General features: G+C 34.8%; 16 protein-coding genes. 2 read left to right on the forward strand and 14 right to left on the reverse strand.

What is annotated here, in order from left to right; translation table 11 throughout:
- Both HMPREF0367_RS04965 and pulA read right to left on the reverse strand, forming a co-directional pair.
- Window positions 1-879, reverse strand: an 879-nt coding sequence (locus tag HMPREF0367_RS04965; RefSeq protein ID WP_035401774.1) for an IMP dehydrogenase, incomplete at its 3' end; no start/stop codon positions are given.
- Between the two features lie 75 nt (window positions 880-954).
- Window positions 955-3,048: a type I pullulanase gene (pulA, locus tag HMPREF0367_RS04970; protein WP_035401777.1), complete on the reverse strand. Its 2,094-nt coding sequence runs from the start codon at window positions 3,046-3,048 to the stop codon at window positions 955-957.
- Between the two features lie 97 nt (window positions 3,049-3,145).
- Between pulA and HMPREF0367_RS04975 the strand changes: the two genes are divergently transcribed.
- Window positions 3,146-4,519 carry a class II fumarate hydratase gene (locus tag HMPREF0367_RS04975; RefSeq protein WP_035401780.1) on the forward strand — a complete coding sequence of 458 codons (1,374 nt, stop codon included), beginning with the start codon at window positions 3,146-3,148 and terminating at the stop codon, window positions 4,517-4,519.
- Between the two features lie 56 nt (window positions 4,520-4,575).
- On the opposite strand, the gene cls is transcribed toward HMPREF0367_RS04975, so the two are convergent.
- The 3 genes from cls to HMPREF0367_RS04990 all read right to left on the reverse strand — a co-directional run bounded on the left by cls (window position 4,576) and on the right by HMPREF0367_RS04990 (window position 8,415).
- The gene (cls, locus tag HMPREF0367_RS04980; protein ID WP_081683637.1) at window positions 4,576-6,108 is read right to left on the reverse strand and encodes a cardiolipin synthase; all 1,533 of its coding nucleotides are present in this window, start codon (window positions 6,106-6,108) and stop codon (window positions 4,576-4,578) included.
- A gap of 132 nt (window positions 6,109-6,240) precedes the next feature.
- Window positions 6,241-7,092 (reverse strand): deoxyribonuclease IV, encoded by an 852-nt coding sequence (locus tag HMPREF0367_RS04985; RefSeq protein ID WP_035401783.1) that lies wholly within the window; start codon window positions 7,090-7,092, stop codon window positions 6,241-6,243.
- A 3-nt stretch (window positions 7,093-7,095) separates the two neighbouring features.
- Window positions 7,096-8,415 (reverse strand): DEAD/DEAH box helicase, encoded by a 1,320-nt coding sequence (locus HMPREF0367_RS04990; protein WP_248660664.1) that lies wholly within the window; start codon window positions 8,413-8,415, stop codon window positions 7,096-7,098.
- 75 nt (window positions 8,416-8,490) lie between these two features.
- Here HMPREF0367_RS04990 and ispH point away from each other — a divergent pair, with 75 nt between their 5' ends.
- Complete coding sequence (gene ispH, locus HMPREF0367_RS04995; RefSeq protein ID WP_035401790.1) at window positions 8,491-9,399, forward strand: 4-hydroxy-3-methylbut-2-enyl diphosphate reductase; 909 nt, start codon at window positions 8,491-8,493, stop codon at window positions 9,397-9,399.
- A gap of 32 nt (window positions 9,400-9,431) precedes the next feature.
- Here ispH and HMPREF0367_RS05000 read toward each other — a convergent pair whose 3' ends face one another.
- From HMPREF0367_RS05000 to HMPREF0367_RS05035, 9 genes are all read right to left on the reverse strand, one after another.
- Window positions 9,432-9,701 (reverse strand): hypothetical protein, encoded by a 270-nt coding sequence (locus HMPREF0367_RS05000; RefSeq protein ID WP_035401793.1) that lies wholly within the window; start codon window positions 9,699-9,701, stop codon window positions 9,432-9,434.
- 191 nt (window positions 9,702-9,892) lie between these two features.
- Window positions 9,893-10,054: a hypothetical protein gene (locus tag HMPREF0367_RS10415; RefSeq protein WP_154654089.1), complete on the reverse strand. Its 162-nt coding sequence runs from the start codon at window positions 10,052-10,054 to the stop codon at window positions 9,893-9,895.
- A gap of 105 nt (window positions 10,055-10,159) precedes the next feature.
- Window positions 10,160-11,086 carry a DHH family phosphoesterase gene (locus HMPREF0367_RS05005; protein ID WP_035401796.1) on the reverse strand — a complete coding sequence of 309 codons (927 nt, stop codon included), beginning with the start codon at window positions 11,084-11,086 and terminating at the stop codon, window positions 10,160-10,162.
- Complete coding sequence (locus HMPREF0367_RS05010) at window positions 11,079-12,278, reverse strand: acetate/propionate family kinase (protein ID WP_035401798.1); 1,200 nt, start codon at window positions 12,276-12,278, stop codon at window positions 11,079-11,081. The genes HMPREF0367_RS05005 and HMPREF0367_RS05010 overlap by 8 nt, the downstream gene beginning before the upstream one ends.
- 14 nt (window positions 12,279-12,292) lie before the next feature.
- Window positions 12,293-12,577: a sigma factor-like helix-turn-helix DNA-binding protein gene (locus HMPREF0367_RS05015; protein WP_015536038.1), complete on the reverse strand. Its 285-nt coding sequence runs from the start codon at window positions 12,575-12,577 to the stop codon at window positions 12,293-12,295.
- The gene (gene ftsY, locus HMPREF0367_RS05020) at window positions 12,570-13,535 is read right to left on the reverse strand and encodes a signal recognition particle-docking protein FtsY (protein ID WP_022356479.1); all 966 of its coding nucleotides are present in this window, start codon (window positions 13,533-13,535) and stop codon (window positions 12,570-12,572) included. The genes HMPREF0367_RS05015 and ftsY overlap by 8 nt, the downstream gene beginning before the upstream one ends.
- Window positions 13,535-16,468 carry an AAA family ATPase gene (locus tag HMPREF0367_RS05025; RefSeq protein ID WP_035401804.1) on the reverse strand — a complete coding sequence of 978 codons (2,934 nt, stop codon included), beginning with the start codon at window positions 16,466-16,468 and terminating at the stop codon, window positions 13,535-13,537. The genes ftsY and HMPREF0367_RS05025 overlap by 1 nt, the downstream gene beginning before the upstream one ends.
- Before the next feature lie 167 nt (window positions 16,469-16,635).
- Complete coding sequence (locus tag HMPREF0367_RS05030; RefSeq protein ID WP_035401807.1) at window positions 16,636-17,097, reverse strand: hypothetical protein; 462 nt, start codon at window positions 17,095-17,097, stop codon at window positions 16,636-16,638.
- A gap of 117 nt (window positions 17,098-17,214) precedes the next feature.
- Complete coding sequence (locus HMPREF0367_RS05035) at window positions 17,215-17,535, reverse strand: DUF3784 domain-containing protein (RefSeq protein WP_035401811.1); 321 nt, start codon at window positions 17,533-17,535, stop codon at window positions 17,215-17,217.

Raw genomic sequence — 17,535 nt, forward strand, 5'->3', positions numbered from 1 at the left:
TACACGCATTTCAGCGATCTTGTTTACTGTATCTCCGTATTTTTCGCGAATCCATTTGATTGTATTTGCCTGCCATGCAGAATATCCTTCACTTGAATCAATACATAAAATATCTACACCAGCATCTACTAGAGCAGGAACACGTGTTTCATAATCACGTGTATTGATACCAGCACCAACGATATAGCGTTTATCCGCATCCAATAGTTCATTTGGATTATCCTTATGTGATTCATAATCTTTTCTGAACACAAACGCTTTTAAATGTTGTTCATCATCTACGATTGGAAGCTGGTTCAATTTATGATCCCAAATCAAATCATTTGCTTCAGATAATGAAATATCTTCTTTACCTACGATCAATTTTTCAAATGGTGTCATAAATTCTTTTACTTTTGTTGCCTTATCCATTCGGGTGATGCGATAGTCACGACTTGTTATGATACCTACAAGTTTTCCATCCGCTTCCCCATTATCTGTAACTGCCATCGTAGAATGACCTGTTTTTTCTTTAAGGGCAATTACATCGGCAAGTGTTGCCTCTGGAGAAATATTTGAATCACTGCCTACAAAGCCAGCTTTTGTCGCTTTTACTTTTCTAACCATAGCCGCCTGGCTTTCAACAGACTGGCTGCCAAAGATAAAACTGATTCCACCTTCTCTAGCCAATGCGCATGCCATTTCCTCTCCACTGACAGCCTGCATTACAGCCGATACCATAGGGATATTCATGCTCAAAGAAGGTTCTTCCCCTTTTTTAAATTTAACGATTGGAGTTTTTAAACTCACTCGATCAGGGGTACAATCCTCAGATGTATAACCTGGAATCAATAAATACTCACTAAAAGTTCTTGATGGTTCTTCAAAAAATTTTGCCATAAACGTCTCCTTTTCTTAAGTTTTATCTATTATAAATCTTACACAAAAATTCATCAAGTTTATTTATGCTTAAGCTTAAAATTTAAAAACAATAACACTGTACGGAGCCACCAATATCTTGTTGGTATTGCTAGAATTGCATTGTCCATTGTCAAACAAGATCCTTGCAGCGGCATTAAGATCATAGTTAAAATAACGATTCGTTGGATTAAAAATGACACCACAGCTATCATCATCTTTCTTAGTATAATAAACCAAAGCTGAACCTTCGATATCATTAAATGATACATTTTCCAATTCTTCTTTTGTACTTAAACGGAAACATTCATGTTCTTTACGAATACTTATGAGCTTTTTAGTATCATTCACGATTTTAATATGAATATCTCGTCTTTGATAATCGATACAGTTATAATTATCACTTCGATTATAAGAATTGCCTAGATTTTGTTTGGTACGACCAAATTCCTGCCCAGCGTGAAGTAAAGGAACTCCTTGTGCTAACAACACCATCGCATTGGCAAGAACTTGACGTTTTTCACGTATTTCTCTTCCTTCTTCTCGGCAACAAACCCTGTTTTTATCCCATAACGTATGATTGTCATGACACTCCACATAATTGATTGTCTTTTCCATGTTGTCATAATATCCAATATCTACACAACCACATAAGGCATGAGAAGCCGCTTCAATCATTTCAACAGCGCCATTCGAATACCCTTTTCTTTCTAATTCACCATTCGAGCCTCGAATATGCTCTCTAAAATAATCATTGAAATGACCTACATGTTCCATCTTATGTTGATTTAATTGACTTGCTCGACGATCTTCCGACAAAAAGCTAGGCATGTTCCATCCTTCGCCATAGACCATAAAATCAGGTTTTAGCTTACGACACTCCTGCTCAATTTCATTCACAAGATCAACATCTAAGATTCCCATCAAATCAAAACGGAATCCATCTATATCAAACCATTCCACGATTCTTTTACAGGTATCGACAAAATATTTATGTGACATCCTTTGCTGGGTATCAATGTCATTGCCGCAATAACTGCCATTGGAAAACTCTCCTTGTTGATTCATCAAGAAATAATAATCTGGAACGAGTTTTTCTAAAGGATAATTTTCTTTCTCATAGACATGATTGAATACAAGATCCAAATTAACTCGTATACCGGCCATATGACAATTTTGAACGAGTTGAGCAAACTCTTCTACTCGACATAGTGCATCTTTAGGATTGGTGGAATAATACCCTTCCAGGCAGCGATGCGCCACTGGATCATAGCCCCAGTTATAAAAGATATTTGGATACACTTCATCAACACTGCCAAAATCAAATACCGGTAAAAGTTGAACATGAGTGATACCAAGGCTCTTTAAATACGAAAAACCGGTATTTAAAGCACGCGTTTTTTCATTTTCTTCCGTAAATCCTACAAATTTTTTTGGATGATCAACACCAATATTGGCTTGTGATGTCATATCACGGATACTCGCTTCATAAATGATCGCATCTGTTGCTTTTTTCATTGGTTTTAATTTGATTTTTTGTGGTATAGACAAAGTATTTGGATCAACTACCACGCTGGCCAAACCATTTTGGTTACAGAAAGAAGAATATGGATCAATGGTCTCATTCCATTGACCATTGGTTCGCACCATAAATGTATAATGATAACCTGAAATATTTTTGTTGACACGAACCTCATAGATTCCTCTATCTTTTCTCTCCATTTCATAGATTTCACGTTTGCCATCTGATTCTAGACAAAGCTGAATACGATAAGCCACTGGAGACCAAAGCTTAAATGTCGTTACAGCTGGAGCATATAAGCATCCAAGATCATTTCCATCATAAAAGAATTCATCGTTAAATCGATTGGTTTTGACAATATGTGAATAATGACAAACAGCTCGTTTACAGTGCTCATCATATAACGTATATTCCTCACCAACATTGATCATCCCATTAATCGATAATCGATAATGCGTATATCCGTTATATAGATCGCTCATTGATTGAATAGTCAAAGGAATAATGTGATCTTGTGTATCTTTTAAATGGAAGATGCGACTGCTTCCATTAAAAAAGTTCTTGGACATATACACATTTAAAATATCATAATCATCTAAATAAGCCTCATAAGGTTCTTTCATTCTCATGATTCATATCTCCTTTATTTGCTAGTATCATTCTATCATATTGAAAAGACAAAGCTCAAAAAAAATGGTATATTATACAAAGACAAGGAGGATTTGTATGAACAAATATCGTATCGAAGAAGATTGCCTGGGGCAAGTTCAAGTAGAGGCCGACAAATATTGGAAAAGCCAGACTCAAAGAAGCATTGAAAACTTTAAAATTGGCTATGAAACAATGCCTGAATCAATGATTGTAAGCTTTGCGATCCTAAAAAGTGCCTGTGCCAAGGCAAACCTGCATTTCAACAAGATTACTCAGGAGCAATGCAAGCACATCATGAAAGTCTGTAAAGAAATTGAAGAAAAGAAACATATGGATCAATTCCCATTAAAAGTATGGCAGACAGGTTCAGGAACACAAACAAACATGAACGTCAACGAAGTGATCAGTATGATGGCTAATGAAAGAGCTGAAAAAAATCTTTGCCATCCTAACGATACGGTGAATTGTTCACAAAGCTCAAATGATACATTCCCGGCAGCCCTGCATATCATGATTGCCAAAAAGATCTTGGAAGATTTGATCCTAGAGCTGGATGAAATAATCGAAACCTTCAAAAAGCTGGAAGAAGAAAATAAAGGAATCATCAAAATCGGACGTACCCATCTTCAAGATGCTACCCCACTTTATTTCTCACAAGAATTAAGTGGTTATCGTTCAATGATCGAACATAGTAAAAATCAAATCCTAAACAGCTTAAATTACGTTTATGAACTAGCCTGTGGGGCTACCGCTGTTGGTTCTGGTATCAATTGTCCAAAAGGATTTGATGAAATTATCTGTTCAATCTTGCAGGAACACACAAACATTCCATTTAGACCCGATCCAAATAAATTTCATGCCCTTACTAGTAAAGATGCCTGTGTCTTTGTCAGTGGTGCACTTAAAGCTCTTGCAGCCAACTGCATGAAGATTGCCAACGATATTCGATGGCTTGCCAGTGGACCTAGATGTGGTATTCATGAAATCGATATTCCTGCCAATGAACCAGGTAGTTCCATTATGCCTGGTAAAGTCAATCCAACACAGTGTGAAGCCTTAACAATGGTAGCCGTTCAAGTTATGGGAAATGATACTGCGATTGGCATCGCAGCCAGCCAGGGAAACTTTGAATTAAATGTATTTATGCCTTTGATTGCCTATAATATGGATCAAAGTATCCAGCTTTTAAGTGATGCAATCCATTCCTTTAATGAACATTGCCTCTCTGGATTAAAAGCCAATCAAACTGAAATGGAGAAAAACCTTCATAACTCCTTAATGTTGGTAACATGTTTAAACCCAGTCATTGGTTATGAAAAAGCCGGAAAGGCAAGTCAATACGCCTATAAGAACGATCTAACGTTAAAACAAGCAATTCTAGAGTTAGGTTATTTAAGTGAAGAAGAGTTCGACCTTTACGTCGATCCTAAAAAGATGATCAATGAATAAACGCATCTACACGATGCGTTTTTTTTATAAACTCAAAAGATCGCCATTTAGCGATCTTATAAGATTGGACTAAATACTTTTAATACATTTCGATATGTGCGGACAATGAAATTTGTCTTCATACATTCTTCCAATGTAACTAAATGACTTGCTTTAAAGATTTCTTCAAAGTCATCCTTGATATCCTTAATACAATCTACATCATGTACCCAGACACCACATTCATAATGAAGATAATAACTTCTAAAATCCATATTAACAGTTCCTACTAAGGCACTTCGATCATCTGCCAAGGCAACCTTTCCATGAATAAAGCCTGGTGTATATTCATAGATCTTGACACCTTTTTTGATCAAGATATCAAAATTGGCCTTCGTAACTTCATAAACCATCTTTTTATCTGGAATGCCTGGAACGACGATACGCACATCTACACCATTGCTGATGGCAAGTGTTAAAGCTGATATCATTTCCTGATCTAAGATCAGATATGGGGTCGTGATCCAAAAATAATCTTGCGCACAGTTGATCATATTCAAGTGCATCAATTTTCCTGTATCATTTTCATCAGTAGGAGAATCTGAGAACGGAATCACATATCCGTTATAAGGTACTTTTGTTTTTTTGTGTGGTAACAAAAACTCCTCATATGGCGTATTAGTTTCTGCCTGATAATTCCAAATCTGTAAAAAAGAGATTGTAAACATTTCAACCGCTTCTCCACTGATCATAATACCCATATCTTTCCAATATCCAAACCTTTTTTTAGTATTGATGTATTCATCACTAATGTTACATCCACCTGTAAAAGCTACTTTACCATCAATAACCAAGATCTTACGATGATCTCGATTGTTCATCTGCATAGCTAACTGTGGCTTCATTGGATTAAACAAATGTGTTTTGATTCCTCTGGCATTCAGCCAATCTGGATAATCAGGATCTAGATAGGTAATGCTGCCAGCATCATCATAAATCAAACGTACATCTACACCCTCACTGGCTTTATCTAGAAGGATCTGTAGGATCGTATTCCACATGACACCTTTATTAATGATGAAAAATTCCATAAAGATAAAATCTTTGGCTTTCACCAATTCTTCAATAAACATCTTATACTGCTCTTCTCCACTTGGAAAATAAATCGTTTTGCAGTTTTTATAAACAGGAAAGAAACCATTAGACCATGCCATAGATACCATTTTATCTAAAACATAATCATCTTCATGTGATTCATTCATTAATTCGATATTTCTTGTCGCATAAATCTTATAATCTGAATAGGCTTGTCTATCTTGTATCATCAAAGCTTTTGGAATCTTTCTTTCTCCAAATAGAAGATAAACAAGACCTCCAAAGAATGGCAGTGACATGATCAATAAGATCCATAACATTTTTGAACTTGTATCCGATTCGCGATTGATGACTCGTAAAGACACGATCCAAGATAAAAGCACTAGTATATAGTAAATCCCAACAAATCGCTGTGAAAAATATGTTACCAGTAAAAATAATGCAATCAATTGAATCAACAGAGCAGAGGCGATATAAAATGTTTTTGATTTTAAGAACTTAATAATTTTATTCATTATCACAACACCTCTAATACGTGAATTCTATCACAAATAGAAATATATACAAGGGTCCGTTAATAAAGATTTTCTTAAGAAATCCATTAATAAATACATTGATTTTATATAAAAAAGCCATCAGATAAAAATCTATGGCTTTATGGCTCTTAATTGTTCGATTTCTTCCTTGTATGGAGCTTTTCCATCTATATAAGGTGTTTCTAAGATCTTAGTAATGTTATCTAAACGAGGATGATGAACGATTTGCGCTAAGATATCAAATCCAATATATCCTTTGCCTAAATTTTCATGACGATCCTTATGCGCACCAATCGGATTTTTTGAGTCATTGATATGTAAGACTTTTAAGCTATCCAATCCTAAAATTCGATCAAACTCATCCAATACAGAATCAAAGTTAGTTAAATCATAACCCGCATCGTGAATATGACAAGTATCCATACAAAATCCAATACGATTCGATTTATGAACTCCGGCTTTAATTATCGCAAGTTCTTCAAAATTACGACCACATTCACTACCTTTTCCTGCCATTGTTTCCAAGGCAATACAAACGTTTGAATCATCCTGATCTAATACTTCGTTTAAGCCATCTATGATCCATTGTAATCCAACCTCGGCACCTGCCTTAACATGACTTCCAGGATGTAAGACAAGATATGAAGCACCTAGATACGATACTCGTTTTAATTCCTGTGCTAAAAATTCAGCACCAAACTTCGCTGTATCAGGATTCATAGAATTGGCTAAGTTTATGATATATGGAGCATGAACAATGATATTTTTCATCTTCATTCCACTTTCTTCCATTAATGACTTAGCTTCTTGAACCTTCATCTTGGAAATATCAACTCGACGCGTGTTGCTAGGAGGACCGGTATAGATCATACATGCATTGGCTCCATAGCTTAACGCCTCTTTGATCGAACCTAAGAAATAATCGGGTGCTTTTAAAGAAACATGACTTCCTAAATACAACATATTTTATCCTTCCCTTTTCGCTCTCTGTTTTTCCATTGCGCGTTCTTTTTTCTGTCTTTGAATATCCTTTTTGATCATAGCTCTACGTTGTTTACGATGAAGTCTTTCTATTTCCTGTTTCTGTTTTTTCTTGTAGTTTGGCTTTACCTTTTTATTTTTCTTTTTGACAATTTTTTCAATATCCTCTTTTAGCGGATCTTTTTTCTTAACAGCTTTATGTTCTAAAGGTTTCAAATCGATCCATTCATTGTTTTTTACATCCTTATGTTCAAAAACAATTCCATCTTTTGTCAATGTATCGATAGCGCGTTTATCTTCTGGGCGATATAGGGCAATACATTGTCCATCACGTTTAGCACGACCTGTTCGGCCTGCACGATGAATATAAAATTTAAGATCTTTTGGGAAACCACAACTAATAACATGTGTAATTCCCTCAATATCAATTCCTCTTGATGCAATATCGCTGGCTACAATATATTTTTTCTTCTGAGATTGAATCATTTTAATTGCCTGCATACGCTCTCTTGATTCTAAACCGCTGTGCAGTTCCACAAGATCATATCCATTTTCACGTAATGTATTGGCCATGCTGGAAGCTTGTTCCGTTGTATTGGCAAAAATTAAACATACATATGGTTGAATAACAGGCAATACATCCAATATCTTTTGTTCATAGGTCTTATGCTTACATGGCACTAAGAAGTGTGTAACATCTGATTGAAATTCATCATTTGTATCAATCTGAATTAATTCTGGATCATATAAATACTTTCTTAAGAATGGTTGAAGTCCTTCAGGGATCGTTGCACTAAAGACCATCATCTGCACTTTTTTATCCATTTTAGATAAGATCCTATCAATATCTTCCAAGAAACCAAATTCCAATGTCATATCGGCTTCATCAACCACAACAATTTTAGCTGTATCAAGACGTAATGTTTTATCTTTTAAGAAAAGATCTTTCATACGTCCAGGTGTGCCAATAACGATCTGAGGAACATGTTTTGACCCACTTGTTTTCTGCATTCCTCCTGTTACCAGTTTTGTGCGTACATTAAAGTAAGCCGCTATCTTCTTACAACGTTCATGTAACTGAAACGCTAGTTCACGTGTTGGAGCAGAAATAACCGCCTGTACTTCATTCTTTTCAAAGTCTAACTGTTCAAAAATAGCCATGAAAAAAGCATGTGACTTACCTGATCCCGTACTAGAAATACCAATTAAGTCTCGATGTTTGTTTTTTCTATTAACAACTTTTTCCTGAATTGGAGTTAACTTTTTAAAGTGCTCCAATTTCATTATCTCTTGAATACGTTCCATCATTACGCCTCCTTTTTTATTATCCCACAAACCGAATTCATTTACCAAAGAAACGAATTCATATATAATATTTACATGAAAACATTTGAAATTATTAAAGTAGATCCTCAAGGATATTGTGGCGGTGTTTTACAGGCAATTGCCATCGCAAAAAAAACCAGACTTGAAAATCCAGACTCTAGAATAACAATTTTAGGCAATCTTGTCCACAATCAATATGTAAAAAAAGCTTTGTCTTACGATAAGTTAGATACTATTGAAGATAAAAGTAAAACAAGATTGGAACTCTTAGATCAAATTGAAGAAGGTATCGTAATTTTTACAGCTCATGGCATCAGCCAAGACGTTCGACAAAAAGCATTGAATAAAGGATTAAAGATCATTGACGCTTCCTGTCCTTTCGTCCTTCAAACACAAAAGATCATCCAACAAAAACTATCAGAAGGATTTGTGATCTTCTATATCGGCAAATATCGCCACCCTGAAGCAGAAGCCATCTATTCAACAAGTAATAAGATCTATCTTATTGAAAAAGAAGAAGACATTCCAAATGGTATCCAAGAACCAATCTTTGTGACCAATCAAACAACAATGTCAATTTTTGATATCCAGTTCCTGTTTGATGCGATCAAGCAAGCATATCCTGAGGCTGAATTTCATGATGAAATATGCAACGCAACAAGAATTCGCCAACAAGCCATCCTTGATTTAAAAAACCAGAACATTGATACTTTGATCGTCGTTGGAGATCCTTCCAGCAACAATACAAAACAATTAGCCAACATAGGAAAAAAAGCAGAGATAAAACAAGTAATACGTATCAATGATGTTAATGAACTCAATGTTGATGACCTACATGAAGCCTGGCGAATTGCCATTACAAGTGGAGCAAGCACACCAACATACCTTACAAATCAAGTCATAGAATATCTAGAAAACTATCCTTGTCAAAAACCAGAAATAAAGATACAAGACATACTTTAAAAGGCGCTAACTATAGAGTTAACGCCCCTTTTTTATTCGAATGAAATGGTCCAGATCCAATAATCTTCATCTTCTCCTATTGTACTTCTAACTTTGTCTAAATTATAGAAGTCATCTAGTTCTGGTCTTACGTCCTTATCCTGTGGATAACAACAATATGCAAATACTGGTGTTTCCTTGGTTACATCTAAATCAACAGTTCCTATTTCGTCTACTTGTGAAACATAATTTACCCCATAAGTCTTTTTATTCTTTTCAATATCTATATGGTGATAAGTGCTCGCAAAGTTTTTATTAGTCATACCAAGTATGACTCGGCTTTCACATGTTCCCAAAATTGAAATTTCAATTGGTTTTGTATATTATTGAATTTCAATTTCACTCTTATAATGACTAATCCATTCCCCATTTATATATTGATAAAATTTAAAATACATTGTTTGGATATTTTCTTTTATCTTGATATCATAGACAAAACCATTACGTCCACCACCTAATGCATATAAAAAGAATTCCTCTTTTTCTGTTTGTGCTCATACCATTGGATCGTTGATTTTTCAATAACTTCTTCAGATTGATCAACTTCAGAAACATTATATGTTGCACAACCAACCAAAACCAAACATAAGCTAAGAAGCATCAATCCTTTTTTCATAGGAATCACCTCCTCAATTAAATTAAACCATATTAATTAAATAAATTTGTTAGCATTTTCTAAACGGTTGTTGAAATGGAAAATTGGTCAAAAGAAAAGCGAAGACTAGCTTCGCTTTGATAATATATCAATAATTTCATGAACTTGATCCAGTGTTAGATTTTTGATACCACTGGCGCATTCATGACCACCACCATGATATTCCACAGCGACATCACGAATTGGAATCGTTCTTGAACGTAAAGAAGCACTATAGTGAATGCCATCTTCCATTTGTGTAAATAAGGCCCAAATTTCAATTTCATCAATGCCACTTAGAACATATACTTTCTCTTTAGCTTGAGAAAAAGTAAGTCCTGCTTCTTCATATTCTTTTTGATCAATGATCGCATACATAAACTTATTTGAAACAGTTGCATGCTTACGAACAAGAGTTTCATATTGATAATCTAATAAAGAGCTGTTAAAGTTAACTCTTTCTGCTTCGATCACATCCACACCTTGTGAATAAAGATACTTAGCAGCATCATAGGTTTGTTCTCTGACCGTTGAGATCGTAAAACGAATATTATCCGCAATTAGCCCTTCATAAATCAACTGGGCACTTTGTTTTGGCAAATAAGCTTGAATATGATCAAAATATAAAGCTAACATCTCACACGTTGCACTTGCATGATCATCGATCCATTCTTGATCACAGAATGATTCAACTTGAACGTGATGATCGACTCGGCATGTTTGTTTACAAAGAGTAAATCTTTGATCATCTACACGAGATGCATTGGATGTATCTAAAATAATTCCTAAAGAATCTTTTAAAACATCTTCCGTCACTTCATCCATTTGAAACCCTAGTTTATTCGACAGAGAATTGTTCTGACCTAAACAATATATCTGTTTTTGAGGATAACGATTCTTTAGCCATAAAGAAAATCCTAATTGAGAACCCAGAGCATCCATATCTGGAAACACATGGCGAAATAATACGATGGTTGAATGTTGTTCAATTAAATCGATTAGCCAATTAGGCATTGTTTACCAAGTCCTTATAAGCATCACGTGCAATCATTAATTCTTCATTTGTAGGAATCAACCATACTTGCATCTTGCTGGCATCACTAGATAGTTTTGCTTCTTTTCCACGAATGCCTTCATTTAATTCAACAGGAACATCTACACCAAAAACTTTTAAACCATCGCAAATCTTTTGGCGCATTTTCCAATCATTTTCTCCAATACCACCAGCAAATACGATAGCATCAGCGCCACCCATTAATCCATAATATCCACTTACAGTTTCAACGATTCTTGAAACATACATTTTCTGAGTAAGAATGGCTCTTTCATTTCCTTCATCTGCTGCTTTTTCAACATCACGTCCATCGCTGGAAATACCGCTAATTCCTAACATACCTGATTTTTTATTTAAGATGTTATCTACTTCATCTGGTGTATAACCATATTTTTTCTGAAGATAGATAACGATAGCTGGATCGATGTCTCCACTGCGAGTTCCCATCATGATTCCTGATAAAGGTGTAAATCCCATAGATGTTTTAAATGATTTACCATTCTTAACAGCTGTAATGCTGGCACCATTACCTAGATGGCAAGTGATAATATTCATTTCTTCAACAGGTTTGTTTAAGATCTCAGCCAATCGATATGTTAGATACATATGACTTGTTCCGTGCATACCATAACGACGAATTTTGTCTTTTGTATAATATTCGTATGGAATCGGATAGATGTAGTTTTCTTCAGGCATGCTTTGATGGAAAGCTGTATCAAATACAAAAGTATGAGAACAGTTTGGCAAAGCTTTCTTAAATGAAAAATATCCTGTTAGACCAGCTGGGTTGTGCAGTGGAGCTAATTCGCTGCATTCTTCTATCTTATCTACAACATCCTGACTTGCTGGTACAGATTTAGCATAATACTCACCTGCATGAACCATACGATGTCCGATGGCTTTGATATCATCCAAACTGTTTACGACCTTGTGTTCGATCAAAGCATTGATCAAATGTTCTACGGCTTGTGCATGATCCTCAATATCCTGTACAGTCTCAAACTTTTCTCCATTTACTTTCATTCCAAAGATTGAATCTTTTAAACCGATTCGCTCAACGTTTCCCTGTGCCAAGACTTCTTCTTCTGGCATCTTGAAGACCTGGAACTTCAAAGATGAACTTCCTGCATTAACACTCATTACAATAGACATTTTCTTTTTTCCTCCTATAATATCTCCTGTATTTTTTCCAAAAGGATCGAATCATCCTTAATTAATTCAAAAACTTGATTTCGATGTTCGATGTAATGGATACAGTCTTCATATTTCTGTAACGCATTGCATCCTTTATGTACCGCATCCAATACGGCAGCACGAGAAATAGAAAGTTCTTCGCTGATTTCTGCATAGGAGAAGTCTTCCTGAAAATACAATTGAAGGATCTCCTGTTGACGTTTTGTCAGTAAAGAGCCATATATATCATAAAGTTCATTATAATAAACTTTATTCATCCGAATCCATACCTTTCGTGATTCCCATCAAGAAAGCATTGATATCAAAACTTTTTAGATCTTCCGGTTTTTCACCTAAGCCCAAGAAGCGAACTGGTAAATGTAACAAATCTCGAATAGCCAAGACTACCCCACCCTTTGCGGTACCATCCATTTTGGTCAGGACGATTCCACTTACATCTGTAGCCTCTAAAAAGATCTTTGCCTGTGAAATACCATTCTGTCCAGTTGTCGCATCAAGAACAAGCCATACTTCATGAGGTCCACCTTCAATTTCTTTTGAAACGACACGACGCATCTTAGAAAGTTCATTCATTAAGTTTGTCTTATTTTGTAAACGACCGGCTGTATCACAAATCAAAATATCAACGTTATGTTCCTTGGCATAACGACAACCATCCACGATCACACTGCTTGGATCTTGATTTGGTTTTCCTTTAATACATGGAACGCCTAATCGATTTGCCCATGTATCAATTTGATCAATAGCGCCAGCCCTAAAAGTATCGGCAGCCACCACAGCTACTGATTTTTGTTGTTGAAGATAGTGACGGATCAATTTAGCCGAAGTTGTTGTTTTCCCTGATCCATTAACACCAACCATTAAGATAACTGTAGGACCATCTTCGTTATAATTGATTGGCGCATCCTGTTCTTCATCATAAAAATCATAAAGAATACTGATCAAATAATCCTCCATTGAATCATAGTTCTTCAAATCTTTGGCATTGGATTCAAACGCATCTACGATTTTTTGAGCTGTATGAATACCAACATCGCTTTCCAATAGTATCACCATGATTTCTTCTAATAATTCATCATTGATTCCATGAAAATTATTAGATAGAGCTCTTAATCTATCACCAAAGCTTTTCTTTGAACGATCAAGCCCACTCAAATATTTGTCTTTATCTTCATTTTTAATAAATGCTTCTTTAATCTTCTGAAAGAAAGCCATTATTGTTCTGCCTCCTTGTCTGTATAATGGATTGCATCTTTCAATTGTACACGCAACAGTTTAGATACACCATCTTTTTGCATGGTTACACCATACAAAGTATCACATTGTTCCATAGTTCCTGGCCTATGTGTTACCACAATAAATTGAGACTGACCACGATAATGTGATAAATACTTCGCAAATCGTTCAACATTAGCCTGGTCTAATGCCGCTTCCACCTCATCGAAAATACACAATGGTATCGTTCTTGCCTTTAATATCGCAAACAAGACACTGATTGCGATCAAAGCTTTTTCTCCACCCGAGAACGCCTGAATGTTTTTAACAAGCTTGCCTGGTGGCTGGACATCAATATCAATACCAGTATTCAAGATATCATCTGGATCCACCATGGAAAGTTTTGCCTTACCTCCACCAAACATAGATTTAAAGATTCCATCCAGCTCTGCATTGATCTTATCAAACATATCTTTGAATTGCGTGATCATTGTTTGATCCATTTCATCAATAGCCGCTAAGATCTGTTCACTGGCTTTTTCCAAATCTTCTTTTTGACTTGTCATGAAATCAAAGCGTTCCTTGATTTCTTCATATTCTTTTGGTGCATCAAGGTTAACATTTCCTAATTTATTAATTTCCTGACGTAAGAATAAAACTCTTTCTTTGGCCTGTTCAATATCGATATCTTCTTTTTGCGATTTCGCATTTTCATAGGTCATTTGATAATCAGTATTTAAACGCATCAATGCGTTTTCTAAATACGTTTGTTGTTGAGTAAGCTTTAATTCATCTTGATGAATCTCGCTTTGTAAAGAACTCATTTCACGTCTTGTCAAACGAACTTGATTTTCCATTTCTTCGACTTGATTGCCCTTATTAAAACGTTTTTGACGAAGAGATTGCATATTTGATGTAATTTCATCAATACGTGCATGCATCTTAGACATCAAAACGACAATTTCATCTTCAACAAATTCTTTAGATTCATCTAATTCTACACCTAACTGATTCAGTTCAGCTGCATAGTCATCATACTTTTGTTTTTTTGTAGCCAATATATTTTCTAATTTAGCTTGTTCAATTTGTAAATGGACACATGTATCCGTTTCATCATCAAGGCGAGTATTTAATACACGGACTTCTTCTTTTAAAGTATCAACCTTTAATTTCTGACCATCAATTTGAGACTGAATCGATTCAATTTGAGAACGAATGGTCATTGGAGTTGTCTGATTTTTGGTAATACCACCTGTCATACTACCACCCGTATGAACAATATCGCCATCTAAAGTTACAACTTTAATTTGATAATTTAACATTTTGGCAGCTTCGTTGGCATTTTCCAATGTATCAATTACCAATACATTTCCCAACAGACGATCTCTTAGATCCCCATATTTTTCATCGCAGTCTACTAAATTGCATGCCCAATCGATAAATCCATTACAATTTGAAGCAATGAGTTGTTGATTATTTGAAGCAAAACGAGGTTTACATACAGTCATTGGTAAGAACGTTGCACGCCCACTGCGATTTTTCTTAAGAAAGCGAATGGCTTCTCGTGCAGATCTTTCATCTATTGTGACAATATTATAAACACTACCGCCTAAAGCCGCATTAATTGCATTCGCCATATTATTATGCGCCTTCAGCAATTCACTGATAACCCCTTCGATCCCAGATAAAGAACGTCTGGCACTCATAATGGCTCGTACACCAGCTTGATGCTGGAATGGCTGTTTGGCAAGATTTTCCAAGATCTGTTTTTGATTTAACAACTGTTGATATACATCATTAGCCTGTCGAAATTCATACTCTGCTCTTTGTGTTTTTGATTTTAAATCATTCATGCTCTTAGTATGAAGTTCTAATTCAGCCTTTTGTTTATCAAAACGAGCTTTACGATCAAAATACTCAAAGCGAGCTTCATCTACTAATGTTTTTAACTGTTCTTTTCGTTTAGCATTATCTGCCATAGACATCGCATATTTACGTTTTTCATCCAGTTCGACCTTCCTTTTTTCCAACTGGTAACTTTCTTCCATAGCTTTTGTATATTCGCCTTGAAGCTCATTGATTTGTTTATCTAAAGCATACATCTCTTTTCTTAGATCCATGATATCCAGATCTTGTTTAGATAAAGATGCTTCTTTTGAAGTATAGATCGTTTTGTTTTCAAACAAAGATTTCTGTAATTTTTCTATTTGTGAATTTAAAGATTCAATCTCTTCCGCAAGAACACTAATTTCTATTTTAGAAAGTTCTTCTCTTAATTTAAGAAATTTTTCAGCTTTCTTAGCTTGTCTTGATAATGGCGTTAATTGTCTTTCTAATTCATCTAAGATATCTTGTAAACGATCTAAATTTTCTTTTGTTTGATTTAATTTATTTAAAGAAATTTTCTTACGCTTTTTATACTTAGATACACCCGCTGCCTCTTCAAATAATAAACGTCTATCTTCTGGTTTTGCATCCGCAAAAGAAGAGATATTCCCCTGTGTGATGATACTCAATGAATCTCTTCCCAATCCTGTATCCATTACCAGATCTGTTATATCTTTTAAACGGCACGGTGTTTTATTGATAAAATAACTAGCCTCATTGGTAGAACGCTGTAATTGACGAGTTATTTCAATTTCCTCAAATGGAGAATCAAATACTTTTGTAGAATTATCAAACACAAGAGTAACTTTCGCCATATTTACAGGTTTACGATATTCACTACCAGAGAAAATAATATCTGCCATTGAACTACCTGAACGAAGTGATTTAACACTTTGTTCACCAAGTACCCATCGTATCGCATCGTTAACATTGCTCTTACCACAACCATTTGGTCCAACGATACCAGTAATATCATTTTCAAATTGAATGATCGTCTTATCGGCAAAACTCTTGAATCCTTGAAGTTCGATTCTTTTTAAAAACATGGATTCACCTCATTCTAAACCACTAAACATTATAGCAAGAAACCCTCTTTTTTAGAATATGTAGCCACAAAAATTAACACTCTTCTAAACTTTATCAACAAAGTTCAAAAGAAAAGAAGAAGAATTTCAATCCTTCTTCTAATTTAAACATATATCTTAAAACTCAGTCATTCATCTGTTTGCTCTGTAGAAAGACTTTTATCTGTTTTCCCTTTTCGAAAATATGCCAAACCTATTCCTATTATAACAAAATAAGCTGGTAAAAAATCAATCTCAGAAATGATTATTGAAATTATATTTACGTATGTTGGCCATGGAAGAGTCCATTGAAGTAAAGGAATCATGCACCAAGGCATCATAAAAATTGTATATGAGATCAATAACGCTACAAATACTATGAATATTTTAAAATTTGTTTTTTGAAGTCCTAGAAATCGAATTAAAGACCATCCTAAACACAAAGAACAGAACGGCATTACAAGCGGTCGATTTACCCATAACAAATATCCAAGTTGATATGATGTTTGCATTTGTCGAAGTTGTATATATTCTAAAATATCAAATAATGGCAAGGACAAGGCAAAAACGAGCACAAGAATTAAATATAAAGTACGATGCTGTTGTTTCATGAATATTCCTCCCTTCAAAATTAGCTCTAAATTCTTTATAACAAATAAATAATGAACCCTGTTAGATAGATTTCATTATATAGTAAATAAAATCAACCTTTTATAGACGGTTGCATACTAAAATTTATCTCGGTTAAATTTTATCTCTGCATGTACAAAAAGAAACATTCCTGTAACGAAACCAACAGCTAGAAAAAGAATGCCATATGATACATTTGTAAAGTAATTGATTAACCACATAAAAATGAAACTTAGGCCAACGATTATCAGTGCCACACCTATTTCTGCACAATATATTTTTCTATCTTGATCTCTTACTCTTTTATAATGGTACCTACGAATTAAAGAAATCTTTTGTTTTTTCCAAATTAAGTATCCACATACAATTAAAATTGATCCTAGAGATATATTCATAATTAATGTAAATAACCATTCCAT

The organism is Faecalitalea cylindroides ATCC 27803, assembly GCF_000469305.1.
In the GTDB taxonomy this organism is placed as follows: Bacteria; Bacillota_I; Bacilli_A; order Erysipelotrichales; family Erysipelotrichaceae; genus Faecalitalea; species Faecalitalea cylindroides.